The organism is Nonomuraea maheshkhaliensis, assembly GCF_039529435.1.
Taxonomy (GTDB): domain Bacteria; phylum Actinomycetota; class Actinomycetes; order Streptosporangiales; family Streptosporangiaceae; genus Nonomuraea; species Nonomuraea maheshkhaliensis.
Window position 1 is genome coordinate 36,092 of the sequence record NZ_BAAAMU010000079.1, and the last position, 11,878, is coordinate 47,969.

Below are 11,878 nucleotides of genomic sequence, written 5' to 3' on the forward strand. Positions count from 1 at the left end.
AGGCGGGTTGATCGAGGCGGGCGAGCGCGCTGCAGGTGGGCCGGTCGGGGTGGGATGCTCTACGGCATGCGCGCCCCCGACTCCGGTCTGACCGTCTTTCCCGACGTGCCCGATGACGTCCGCCTGATCGACCTGGCCTGGAACGAGATCGCCGAGGTGCCGGAACGGGTGGCCGGGCTCGCCGCGCTGGAGGAGCTGCGCCTCGACGGCAACGGCCTGCGCACGCTGCCCGACCTGTCCGGGCTGACCGCGCTGCGCGCGCTGCACCTCGACGGCAACGCGCTGACGTCCTTCCCCGCCTGCCCGCCCCGCCTGGAGAGGCTCTTCCTGTACGGCAACCGGCTCGCCGAGCTCCCCGACCGGCTGCCCGCGACGCTCAGGCACCTGGCCGCGGGCGCGAACGGCCTCACCACGCTCCCGGACACGCTCTGGAAGCTGACCGGCCTCGAATCGCTCAACGTGGGCCAGAACGCGCTCACCGAGCTCCCCGCGGGCATCGGCGCCCTGTCCCGGCTGCGCATGCTCGACCTCGGGCACAACCGGCTCACCGAGATCCCGCCCGAGCTCGGCGACCTGCCGCTGACCGACTACCTCTACCTCAGCGACAACCTGTTCACCGAAGTGCCGGAGTCGATCGGGCGGCTCGACCGGCTGGCCTACCTCAACCTGACCGACAACCGGCTCACCCGCCTGCCCGCCTCGCTCGGCTCCATGACGTCGCTGGTGGAGCTGCGGCTCTACGGCAACCGGCTGGAGTCCCTGCCGGAGACGATCGGCGATCTGCCCCGGCTGCGCGAACTGCACCTCCAGGGCAACCGGCTGCGGGAGCTGCCCGGGCGGCTGCCGGAGGCGCTGAACGTGCTCGACCTCCGCGACAACCGGCTCGGCCGGCTGCCGGAGTCGCTGCCCGCCGGGCTGAAGCAGCTCGACCTGCGTAACAACCGGCTGCGCGAACTTCCGGACACCCTTCCTGACCTGGAGAAACTCGATCTGCGGTGGAACAAGCTGGACGGCGAGCCGCAGGTGCTGGCCCGGCTCGAAGCGCGCGGGTGCGTCGTGCTGAGGTGAGCCTGGAGCGCCCAGTGGCGAGCTGGTGGCGAACCGGTGTCGTCCGGTGGTGAACCGCGCCGGGCGGGCCTGCGTACCCTCGCACATGACGACATTTCCACGTCTGGCCGCTTTCGCGCTGCTGGCCGGACTGGTCGCCGGCTGCTCCTCAGGGGGCGGCTGGAGCGACTACGTCGCAGCAGGCAAGAACCAGCCCCCCAAACCCGCTCCGCTCACGATCGAGCAGATCTCCGAGAAGGTCGGCTGCAAGCCGAAGATGCAGGTCGACGCGGACGAGGTCCGTACGGCGTACTGCAAGACGCAGGACGGCGAGTTCTTCGTCAACACCTTCAAGACGGAGAAGCTCAAGGACGAGTGGATGGACCGGGCTCCCGAGTACAACCCCCATCTGGTCGGACCCAAGTGGACCGTGCTGGGGCCGTTGCAGGTGCTTGAGACGATCAAGGGCCCGCTCAACGGCGACCTGCACCTGACCGACCACCGGGTCTCCAAGACGCCTGCGCCGAAGTAGCCGGGCCCGGATATCCGGACGGTATGAGTCTGAACCGAGGTAGGAAGGGCCGCGTACCCCCGCACATGACGACAATTCCCCGCCTGACCGCTGTCGCGCTGCTGGCGGCGCTGGTCGCCGGCTGTTCCTCAGGGAGCGGCGGCTACGTCGCGTCGGCCGGCAAGCTGGCCGGCGCCGCGCCGCTCACGGTCGAGCAGATCTCCGCCAAGGTCGGCTGCACGCCTCGCATGCAGGTCGACGCCGCCGAGATCCGCACGGGTTTCTGCCGGACACCGGACGGCGAGTTCTTCGTCACGACGTTCGCCAGCCAGACCGGCAAGGACGCCTGGATGGACGCCGCTCCCGAGTACAACCCGCACCTGGTGGGCAACCTCTGGACGGTCCTGTCCAGCCGCAAGGTGCTCGACCTGCTCAGGGAACGGCTCGGCGGCGACCTGCACCTCACCGACCACCGGACCAAGCGGATGAAGGTCGTCGGCTGACGCACGCTTCCAGCCACCGGACCGTGAATCCGGTGGCCGGCGCGTTTCCGTACCGCGCCCGACCCTCTCTCAGGGGCGTGGCGCGGCCGTGGAGGCTCTGACGACCAGCTCGTGCCGGGTACGCCGGCGGCGCGGCCGGGTGGCGGGCGGCTTGAGCACCAGCTCCAGGGCCTGCCTGCCCATGCCGACCATGGGCAGCCTGACCGTGGTCAGCGCCGGATAGACGTCCCTGGCCACCGGTACGTCGTCGAACCCGGCCACCGAGATCTCCTCCGGCACCCGCCGCCCGTGGTTGAGCAGCCACGACAGCGCACCCACCGCCATCGGGTCGTTGAGCGCGACCACCGCCGTCAGCTCGGGGTGGGCGCGCACCAGCCGGGCCGTGGCCGCCGCGCCGCCTTCGCGGGTGAAGTCCCCGTGCACGACCGGCACCGACGCCCAGTCGAGCCCGGCCGCCCCGTACGCGGTGCGCAGCCCGGCCAGCCGGTCCTCGACCGTGGTCAGGTTGGCCGGGCCGCCGAGCACGCCGAGCCGGCGATGGCCGAGATCGAGCAGGTGACGCATGAGGGTCGCGCCGCCGGCGGCGTTGTCGGGCAGCACCGCGTCCACCGGCAGATGGTGCCGGCCGATCACCGCGACCCGCCCGCCCGCCGCGGTGAAGGAGCCCAGCTCGGCCGCGATGCCGGTCTCGGTGCGCGCGTCCACGTAGCCCGAGCCGGCCAGCACGATCGAGGTCACCCGGTGCGCCCGCAGCGCGCGGATCCTGGCCAGCTCGGCGCGCGGGTCGCGCTCGGTCTGGCTGATCAGCGCCAGGTAGCCGCGGCTGTCCGTCTCGCGCAGCACGCCCCGCGCGATCTCGCCGAAGTACGGGTCGCCCACGTCGTGCACGACCAGCCCGACCATGGACGCCTGCCCGCCGGCCAGCGCCCGCGCGTGGCTGTTGGGCACGTACCCCACCTGGGCGGCGATGGCCTGCACGTGCGCGGCGACCCGGGGGCTCACCCCGGCGCTGCCGGTCATCGCGCGCGAGGCGGTGGCCAGCGACACCCCGGCCGCCCTGGCCACGTCGATCAGGCGCGGCGGGCCGGGAAGAGCCCCGGGAAGCGCGCCGGGTGAGGAACCAACGAGGGCGTCGGGTGGGGAAGGCCGCGGGGAAGGGCGTTCTGCCATGCGGTGCGTACCCCCTTGTATGGGGCGAGATCCCGTGTAATCGTAACCGAAAGCGCTTACGAAAGCGCTTTCGCTCGCCTCTTCTGACGGGGGTCTCCTCGATGGCAAGAGTAAGCAAGGGCCTGGCGATCATCTCCCTCTGCGCGCTGGCGCTCACCGCCTGCGCGAAGACCGACGAACCCGGCGCGGCGCAGTCGCCGGGACAGCAGAAGGGATCGGTGCGGATCGGAGTCTCCCTCCCGCTCACCGGCGACTTCTCCGAGCCGGGCAAGGGCATCCAGGAGGGCTATCAGGTCTGGGCCGACCGGGTGAACGCCAAGGGCGGCCTGCTCGGCAGGAAGGTCGAGCTGATCTTCCGCGACGACGCCTCCGACCCCAACCGGGTCAGCTCCGACTACGAGTCGCTCATCACCCAGGACAAGGTGGACCTGGTCTTCGGGCCGTTCTCCTCGCGCCTGGTCATCCCGGCGGCGAAGGTCGCCGAGTCGTACGGCATGCTGTTCGTCGAGCCCGCCGGCGCCGCCGCCGAGGTCTTCGAGCAGGGTTTCAAGCGGCTCTTCTACGCCGCCCCCGCCATCGCGAGCGACCACTACGACTATCTGGCCGACTACCTCACCGAGCTGCCCGCCGACCAGCGGCCGAAGACGGCGGCGTACGCGAGCCTGGACGACCCGTTCGCCCAGGGCACCGCGTACGGGCTGCGCGACAAGCTGGCCGCGGCCGGGATCAAGACGGTCGTGGACGAGGTGTACCCGCCGGAGACCACCGACTTCGCGCCCATCGCCGCCAAGATCGCCGCGGCCAAGCCCGACCTGGTCGTGGGCGGCACGCAGTTCGAGGACTCGGTCGGCCTGGTGCGGGCGCTGCAGGAGCTCAAGGTGCAGCCGAAGCTGGCCGCGTTCTCGACGGGGCCGACGCTGGCCGAGTTCCCCGCCGCGGTGAAGGGTGCGGCCGAGCACGTCATCTCGCCCGTCGGCTGGTCGGCCACCGCCACGTTCACCGGCAACCAGGAGCTGGTCAAGCGGTACAAGGAGATGTTCGGCGGCGACGCCAACGAGGACGCGGCCAACGGCTACACCGTCGGCCAGATCGTCGAGGCGGCCGTGAACGCGGCCAAGTGCGCCGACCCGTCCAAGGAGTGCCAGGACAAGCTGACCGCGCACATCGGGCAGGCCACGTTCGACACCGTCGTGGGGCCGCTGTCGTTCGACGACAAGGGCCGCCCCGAGCAGGCGCACATGATCCAGCAGTACGTGAACGGCAAGGTCGAGATCGTGCTGCCCGAGCAGGCGAAGACCGCCGGCATCGTCTACCCGAAGAAGCCGTGGTGAGCCTGCTCGCGCAGGGCCTGGCCCTGGGCGTGCTGACCGGCGGGCTCTACGCGCTGCTGGCCTCCGGCCTGTCGCTGTACTTCGGCGTGATGCGGGTGGTCATGGTGGCGCACCCGGCGTTCCTGTTCCTCGGCGCCTACCTGACCTACACCGCGCACACAGCGTTCGGCGTGGACCCGTTCCTGGCGCTGCCGGTGACGGTGCCGCTCTTCTTCGCGCTGGGCGTGGCGGTGCAGCGGTTGCTCATCGCCCGCCTGGCGCCGGAGAACGTGGCGATGATGTCGGTGCTGCTGACCTTCGGGCTCGCGCTGACCATCGAAGGGCTGCTCGGCACGTTCTACACGGGCTCCTACAAGTCGGTCAGCATGGACTACGCCACCCGCTCGCTCACCGTGGCCGGCGTGCACCTCCCGTACGACAAGATCATCGCTTTTGGCGTGGCCGGGCTCACCCTGGCCGTGCTGTTCGCGGTGCTGGTCAGGAGCAGGTTCGGGCAGGCGCTGCGGGCCACGATCCAGCACCGCGAGGCGGCCAGGCTGGTCGGGATCCAGACCGAGCGCGTGGCCGGCTACGGCTTCGGCGTGGGCCTGGCCACGGCCGCCGTGGGCGGCACGGTGCTGGCGCTGATCACGCCGTTCTTCCCCGCCTCCCACTGGGTCTGGATCGGCAAGCTCATGGCCGTCATCGTGGTCGGCGGCCTGGGCAGCGTGACCGGCGCCGCCCTCGCGGCCGTGCTGCTCGGCGTGGTCGAGGGCGTCGTGCTGGTGACCGTGGACGCGACCTGGGCCACCATGATGTTCTACGTCTTCCTCTTCCTGGCCCTGCTCGTCCGCCCCCAGGGGTTCTTCGGAGGCCGGCTTGCGCACCGTTTCTAGAAGAGGTCTGTCCCTGCTGGTCCCCCTGATGATCACTGTGCTGGCGATCGCCTATCCGTGGCTGGTGCCCAACTACTACCTGGTGTACGCGGGCGCGCTGACCGTCATGTACGCCGCCATGGCCACGTCCTGGAACCTGCTCGGCGGCTTCACCGGCTACGTCTCGCTCGGTCACTCGGCCTTCTTCGGGCTGGGCGCGTACGGCACCGGGCTGCTGGTCGTGCGCCTGGACGTGCCCTGGCTCGTCGCCCTGCCGGTCTCGGCGCTGCTGGTCACGGTGTTCGCCGTCGGCGTCGGGATCGCGGCGGTACGCGTGCGCGGCGCCTCGTTCGTGATCGTCTCCATCGCGCTCGTGTCGATGATGAACCTCGTCGTGCAGGGCTGGCGCTCGCTGACCGGCGGCTCCACCGGCCTCCAGGTGCCCTCGCCCTTCCCCGACCTGCACAGGGGCCAGACGCACCTGGTCTTCTTCTACCTGTTCCTGGCGCTGCTCGGGGTCGCGCTGCTGGCCTGGTGGCAGATCTCCCGCTCCCGCTTCGGCGCGGGGCTGCGGGCCATCAGGGAGGACGAGGACAAGGCCGAGTCGCTGGGGGTGCCGACGGGGGCGTACAAGGTGGCGGCCTTCGCCCTGTCCGCCCTGTTCGTGGCGCTGGCCGGCGGCCTGTACGCGCTCTGGTTCGGCAGCCTCGACCCGATCTTCGTCTTCTCCATCCTGATCGGCTCGTACATGGTGCTCATGAGCCTGCTCGGCGGCGTCAGGCACCTGCTCGGGCCGCTGCTCGGCGCGCTCATCGTGGCCCCGGCGGGGGAGTACTTCCTGATCGCGCTGGGCGAGACGCAGATCCACCTGACCGCGACGGGGCTGGTGCTCGTGCTGGTCGTGCTGTTCATGCCGGAGGGCATCCTGGCCAGGTTCACCCGGCGGCGGGCGGGCCCGTCCATCCCCGACGAGAGCGCGGACCAGCGGCTGCAGGGGGTCTCGTCATGAGCTCGCTGCGGACGGAGGGGCTGACGAAGTCGTTCGGCGGCGTGCTGGCCGTGAACGGCGTCACCGTCGAGCTGCGCGACGGCGCGATCAACGGCCTGATCGGGCCGAACGGCTCGGGCAAGACGACGTTCTTCAACATCGTGACCGGCCTGATCAGGCCGGACTCCGGCCGGGTGCTCTACCGCGACAGGGAGATCACCCGGCACTCGCCGCACCGGATCGCCCACGCGGGCATCGGCCGCACCTTCCAACTCTGCCGCGTCTTCCCGCGCCTGACCGTGCTGGAGAACATGCTGGTCGCGGTCCGCCGCACCCGGCTGCGCGAGCTGATGGCCGGGCTGCGCGACGCGGGCGAGACGGAACGGGCCCGCCACTGGCTGCGCCGCATGGGCATCGAGCACCTGGAGGAGGCCGAGGCCCGCGACCTGTCCTACGGCCAGCAGAAACTGCTCGAACTGGCCGCGGTGCTCATGGCCGAGCCGGACCTCGTGCTGCTCGACGAGCCAGCGGGCGGGGTGAACCCGGCGCTGATCGACCGGATCACCGGCCTCGTCCGCGACCTCAACGCCGAGGGCCGCACCTTCCTGGTCGTGGAGCACAACATGGACATGGTGATGGGCATGTGCGACCACGTGATCGTCTTCGACCGCGGCGCGCCCATCGCCGAGGGGCCGCCCGCCGAGGTCCGGGAGGACCCGCGGGTGCTGGAGGCGTATCTCGGTGTCTGAAACGGTGCTGTCCTTGGAGGACGTGGTGGCCGGCTACGGCAGGGCCGCGCCCGTGCTGCGCGGGCTGAACGTGACCGTCCGCGCCGGCGAGGTCGTCTGCCTCGTCGGCCCCAACGGCGCGGGCAAGTCCACCGCGCTCAAGGTGGCCAGCGGCCTGCTCGCGCCCAGGTCGGGCCGGGTGCTGCTGGCCGGCAAAGACGTGACGGGCCTGTCGCCGCAGCGGCTGCTCGGGCTCGGCCTGGCGCACGTGCTGCAGGGGCACAGCGTGTTCCGCGAGATGACCGTGGCCGAGAACGTGCGGCTCGGCGGGTTCACCGTCCGCGACCAGGCCCGGCTGAAGGAGCGGATCGAGGTGGTCAAGGACCTGTTCCCCGTGGTGCGCGAACGGTGGGGCGGCATGGCGGGGCTGCTGTCCGGCGGGCAGCAGAAGCAGGTCGAGTTCGCCCGCGCGCTGATGCTGGAGCCGTCCGTGGTGCTGCTCGACGAGCCGTCGATGGGCCTCGACCCGCGCAACACGCAGGTGGTCTTCGACCAGATCGACCTCATGCGCAGGACCGGCGTGGCGGTGCTGCTGGTGGAGCAGAACGCGCGCAGGGCGCTGGAGATGGCCGATCTCGGCTGCGTGCTGGACCTCGGCCGGGTGCACATCACCGGCCCGGCCCGCGACCTGGCCGCCGACCCCCGGCTGGGCCGCCTCTACCTGGGAGGCGCCCCCGCCGGCTGAGCGTCCGCCGTGGGTCAGGCGGGCACCTTGATCCGCTTCCTGAACACCCAGTACGTCCATCCCTGGTAGACCATGATGAACGGCAGCGTGATCAGCCCGATCCAGGTCAGCATGGTCAGCGTGTAATCGCCGGAGGCCGCCTCGGCCAGGGTCAGCCCGGGCAGCGGCCGTACCCGCAGCTCCATGAAGACCGCCAGCGTGGTCAGCACGATCGCGCCCGCCGTGGCCGTGAACGCCCAGCCCTCCCTGCGCCGCCAGATCAGCGCCGTGGCCGCGGCCAGCGCCGCCATCGCGGCCAGGGCGGGAGCCGTGCCCAGGCTCGACAGGGCGAAGACGGCCACCGGGATCGTCACGGCGCCGGCGGCCATGGCGACGGTCCGCGCGCGGCGGCGCACCGGGCCCGTGGTCCGCAGCGCCAGGAAGACCGCACCGTGCAGAGCGCACACGGCCAGCGTGAACGCGCCGCCGAGCAGGGCGGGGGCGGCGCCGCCGAACAGCAGCGAGGCGAAGATCGCACCCCACAGGAACGCCGGGAGCGCGCTGCCCACCACGATGCCGAGGTCGCACCAGACCGGGTTCGTCACCTTGCCGCGCCATTCCAGCCCGACGCCGCGCACGATCAGCCCGGCCAGGACCAGCGTCACGGGCAGGTAGAAGGAGCTGAACAGGCCCGCGTACCAGACGGGGAAGGCGGCGAACATGGCGCCGACCGCGGTGATCAGCCACACCTCGTTGCCGTCCCACACCGGGCCGATGGTCGCCAGGCCGGCGCGCTGCTCCTCGCCGTTCCTGCTCACCAGCGGTGCCACCATGCCGACGCCGAAGTCGAAGCCCTCGAGGACGAAGTAGCCGGTCCAGAGGAAGGCGATGACGGCGAACCACAACTCGATCATTGTCTGCTCCTCAGTACATCAGGGACGGCTCGCGCCGCTCGGCCGCGGGCAGCGGCGCCCGTTCCTCCACGCCCGTGCGGACGTGCCTGGTCAGCAGCACGGTCTCGGCCACCGCAAGCGCGCTGTAGAGCAGGGTGAAGAGGGTCAGCGAGGTGGCCACCTCGGCCAGGGAGACGCCCGGCGACACGCTGGAGGCCGTCAGCAGCTCGCCGGCGACCGTCCACGGCTGGCGGCCGATCTCGCTGAGCAGCCAGCCGGCGGTCACCGCGACCAGCGGCAGCGGCAGCGACGCCAGCAGCGCCCGCGAGAGCCACACGGGGAAGGGCCGCCGGCGGCGGGTCAGCCACAGCCCGAGCACCGACAGGCCCACCGTGGACAGGCCGAACACGATCATCACCCGGAAGGACCAGAACACGATCGTCTGGTCCGGCCGGTAGTCGCCGGGGCCGAACTGCCGCTCGAAGCGCCGCTGCAGGTCCTCGATGCCCTGGACGGTGGCGCCCGGGTCGTTCGTGGCCAGGAAGCTGAGCACGGCGGGGATCTCGATGCCGGGGGCGAGGCTGAACGGGGCCGCGGCGGTGTCGCGTTCGAGGCCCTCGGCCGAGGCCAGCTTCATCGGCTGCTGCTCGTACATGAGCTTGGCGGAGGTGTCGCCGGTGGCCGCGACGAGCACTCCCGCGACGGCCGTCATCACCAGCGCCGCGCGGGCCGCGCCGCGCCACATCTCGCCCCCGCCGGTACGCCGCGTCCGCAACATCCAGTAGCCGCACACCGCCAGCACGAACCCGCCCGCCACGATGAACGCCGCCCCGATCACGTGCGGGACCTGGGCCAGCGCCGTGGAGTTGGTCAGCACCGCCCACAGGTCGGTCATCCTGGCCCTGCCGTCCACGACCTCGTAGCCCACGGGGTGCTTCATCCAGGCGTTGGCCGCGAGGATGAAGTAGGCCGAGATGTTGGAGCCGATGGCCGCCGCCCAGATGCAGGCCAGGTGCGCCCGCTTCGGCAGCCGGTCCCAGCCGAAGATCCACAGGCCCAGGAACGTGGACTCCATGAAGAACGCCAGCAGCGCCTCCATGGCCAGCGGCGCCCCGAAGACGTCGCCCACGAAGACGGAGTACTCGCTCCAGTTCATCCCGAACTGGAACTCCTGCACGATGCCGGTCACCACGCCCATGGCGAAGTTGATCAGGAACAGCTTCCCGAAGAACTTCGTCAGCGTCAGGTACTGCTTCTTGCCCGTGCGGTGCCAGGCCGTCTGCAGGCCGGCCACGAAGATCCCGAGACCGATGGTCAAGGGCACGAACAGAAAGTGGTAGACGGTGGTCACCCCGAACTGCCACCGCGCAAGGTCTAGTGCGTCCATTCTCCCCGCCGACTCCCTGAGCTCTACAAGCTGTAGTACATCTACCCACAGTAGTACTACAAGCTGTAGAGCAATGGGATGCGTTCTTGGTCACATCCCTTTTGCTCGATTGCTGACGGTCATCGAGGATCGCGCGTGCGGGCTCTTTCGCGCGTCCCCCGCCGGGCTGACAAGCGGGTACGCCGCGCGGCGGACCTCAGCGGATCCGGGCGGCGGCCAGGTACGCCTGAAGGTTCCCCAGCTCGTAGCCGCGCCGCCGGATCTTGCCGACCAGGACGCGGAAGTCCCTGGCCAGGTTCGGGCGGAAGTGCATCAGCAGGATGTCGCCGGGGCGCAGCCGCTTGTCGGGCACCTGGTAGGCGATCTTGCCGCCCGGCTGCACGGTCGCGGTCCACAGCAGCACGGCCGTCACTCCGCAGCTCCTGGCGGCCGTGAGCGTGTCGGTGTTGTAGGCGCCGAACGGCGGACGGAACAGCGTGGGCCGCGTGCCGACCTGTTTGCCGATGAGCTTGGCGGCGCCGCAGATCTCCCTCCGCTGGGCGTCGCGGCCGAGGAGGCGCAGGTCGGGGTGGGTGAGGGTGTGGTTCTCGACCGGGACCCCCGCGTCCCGAAGTTGCCGGAAATATCCCCACTTGCCGGCGCCGACGTAACGGGCCCGGCCGCCCGCCTCGTCCGGAGTGCCCTTGGCCTCGACCGCGTCGCGCATGGCGAAGGCGGTGACCGGGATGCGCTGGTCGCGGATCTGCGCGGCGAACCCGGGATCCTGCTCCCAGCCGTCGTCGATGGTCAGGAAGACGACCTTGCGCTTGGTGGGGATGGAGCTGATCACGGGCGGGAGGTCGCCGGTGTGCTCGATCGGCCGCACCTCACCCGCCCTGGGCTTCACACCGGGCGGGCCGGCGGGCGGTTTGCTGGTGGCCTGCCCGGATGAGGGTGTGGTCGAGGGGGCCGTCGCGGGAGTCGCCGATCCGGAAGCTCCGGTGCCGGTCCCCGCCGGCGCGCAGGCCGCCAGGATCACGAGACACGCCCCGCCGAGCGCCCGTCCGGCGGCTGCGCCGATCGGCCCGCCGATCACCCTGTCGCTCGCCCCGTCGCTAGCCCCGTGCGTCCTCCGTCCCCTGCGCATGAGGCACCATCTTGCCAGTCCTGATCATGGCGCCGGGCCCGCGTCTGGCAGGTGTTGCCCTTATCGGGCCGTCCCCGTCTGCCTAAAGTGGCCCCATGAAGGTGGCGGGCAGCGCCGTGATCGGCGTGAACAGGGACCAGGCGTGGACGGCGCTGCGGGATCCGGAGGTGCTGGTGCGCACCATTCCGGGATGCGAGCGGCTGGAGGAGACGGGGCCGGACACGTACCGGATGACGGTCAACGCGGGAGTGGCCTCCATCAAGGGCGTCTACCAGGGAGAGGTCTCGCTGGGCGACCCGCTGGCGCCGGAGAGCTTCACGCTGCGGGCGTGCGGGCAGGGCGCGCCCGGCACTGTGGACGCGACCGTCCAGGTCCGGTTGAGCGAGGTCGACGGCGGGACGCGGGTCGACTACGACGCCGAGGCCGTGATCGGCGGCATGATCGGCGGGGTCGGGCAGCGGATGCTGGGCGCGGCGGCCAGGCGGACGGCGGCGGAGTTCTTCACGGCCGTGGACGAGCACCTGCGCGCGCCCGCCGAGATCTGCGAGCCCGTGCCCTACGGCACGACCGTCACGCCAGGCACGCCCCTCACGCCTGCCGCGCCGGGCGGGCTCGC

13 protein-coding genes are annotated in these 11,878 nt (G+C 71.2%); 9 read left to right on the forward strand and 4 right to left on the reverse strand.

Annotated features, from left to right (window positions below; translation table 11 throughout):
- The first annotated feature begins 66 nt into the window (after nt 1–66).
- The 3 genes from ABFX54_RS38075 (at nt 67) to ABFX54_RS38085 (ending at nt 2,061) form a co-directional block, all read left to right on the forward strand.
- Nucleotides 67–1,068 carry a leucine-rich repeat domain-containing protein gene (locus ABFX54_RS38075; RefSeq protein WP_346111625.1) on the forward strand — a complete coding sequence of 334 codons (1,002 nt, stop codon included), beginning with the start codon at nt 67–69 and terminating at the stop codon, nt 1,066–1,068.
- 85 nt (nt 1,069–1,153) lie between these two features.
- A complete protein-coding gene (locus tag ABFX54_RS38080) occupies nt 1,154–1,579 on the forward strand; it encodes a hypothetical protein (protein ID WP_346111626.1) in 426 nt (141 codons plus the stop codon).
- A gap of 65 nt (nt 1,580–1,644) precedes the next feature.
- Nucleotides 1,645–2,061, forward strand: coding sequence for a hypothetical protein (locus ABFX54_RS38085; RefSeq protein WP_346111627.1), 417 nt, complete (start codon nt 1,645–1,647; stop codon nt 2,059–2,061).
- Between the two features lie 69 nt (nt 2,062–2,130).
- Here the strand turns inward: ABFX54_RS38085 and ABFX54_RS38090 are convergent, their stop codons facing one another.
- Nucleotides 2,131–3,231 (reverse strand): LacI family DNA-binding transcriptional regulator, encoded by a 1,101-nt coding sequence (locus ABFX54_RS38090; protein WP_346111628.1) that lies wholly within the window; start codon nt 3,229–3,231, stop codon nt 2,131–2,133.
- A 101-nt stretch (nt 3,232–3,332) separates the two neighbouring features.
- Here ABFX54_RS38090 and ABFX54_RS38095 point away from each other — a divergent pair, with 101 nt between their 5' ends.
- Genes ABFX54_RS38095 through ABFX54_RS38115 form a run of 5 tightly spaced genes read left to right on the forward strand, consistent with a single transcriptional unit; the run spans nt 3,333 to nt 7,877 of the window.
- Nucleotides 3,333–4,562, forward strand: coding sequence for an amino acid ABC transporter substrate-binding protein (locus ABFX54_RS38095; RefSeq protein WP_346111629.1), 1,230 nt, complete (start codon nt 3,333–3,335; stop codon nt 4,560–4,562).
- The gene (locus ABFX54_RS38100; RefSeq protein ID WP_346111630.1) at nt 4,559–5,437 is read left to right on the forward strand and encodes a branched-chain amino acid ABC transporter permease; all 879 of its coding nucleotides are present in this window, start codon (nt 4,559–4,561) and stop codon (nt 5,435–5,437) included. Before ABFX54_RS38095 ends, ABFX54_RS38100 begins: the two co-directional genes overlap by 4 nt.
- 28 nt (nt 5,438–5,465) lie before the next feature.
- Entirely contained in the window at nt 5,466–6,425 is a 960-nt protein-coding gene (locus ABFX54_RS38105) for a branched-chain amino acid ABC transporter permease (protein WP_346111631.1), read from the forward strand.
- Nucleotides 6,422–7,153: an ABC transporter ATP-binding protein gene (locus ABFX54_RS38110; RefSeq protein ID WP_346111633.1), complete on the forward strand. Its 732-nt coding sequence runs from the start codon at nt 6,422–6,424 to the stop codon at nt 7,151–7,153. The genes ABFX54_RS38105 and ABFX54_RS38110 overlap by 4 nt, the downstream gene beginning before the upstream one ends.
- Nucleotides 7,146–7,877, forward strand: coding sequence for an ABC transporter ATP-binding protein (locus ABFX54_RS38115; RefSeq protein WP_346111634.1), 732 nt, complete (start codon nt 7,146–7,148; stop codon nt 7,875–7,877). Before ABFX54_RS38110 ends, ABFX54_RS38115 begins: the two co-directional genes overlap by 8 nt.
- 14 nt (nt 7,878–7,891) lie before the next feature.
- On the opposite strand, the gene cydB is transcribed toward ABFX54_RS38115, so the two are convergent.
- The 3 genes from cydB to ABFX54_RS38130 form a co-directional block, all read right to left on the reverse strand.
- Nucleotides 7,892–8,770, reverse strand: coding sequence for a cytochrome d ubiquinol oxidase subunit II (cydB, locus tag ABFX54_RS38120; RefSeq protein WP_346111635.1), 879 nt, complete (start codon nt 8,768–8,770; stop codon nt 7,892–7,894).
- A 10-nt stretch (nt 8,771–8,780) separates the two neighbouring features.
- On the reverse strand, nt 8,781–10,136 hold the full coding sequence (locus ABFX54_RS38125) for a cytochrome ubiquinol oxidase subunit I (RefSeq protein WP_346111636.1): 1,356 nt from the start codon (nt 10,134–10,136) through the stop codon (nt 8,781–8,783).
- 196 nt (nt 10,137–10,332) lie between these two features.
- Entirely contained in the window at nt 10,333–11,262 is a 930-nt protein-coding gene (locus ABFX54_RS38130; protein WP_346111637.1) for a polysaccharide deacetylase family protein, read from the reverse strand.
- A gap of 95 nt (nt 11,263–11,357) precedes the next feature.
- Here ABFX54_RS38130 and ABFX54_RS38135 point away from each other — a divergent pair.
- Nucleotides 11,358–11,878: SRPBCC family protein (locus ABFX54_RS38135; RefSeq protein ID WP_346111638.1), on the forward strand; the 521-nt coding region annotated here is incomplete at its 3' end.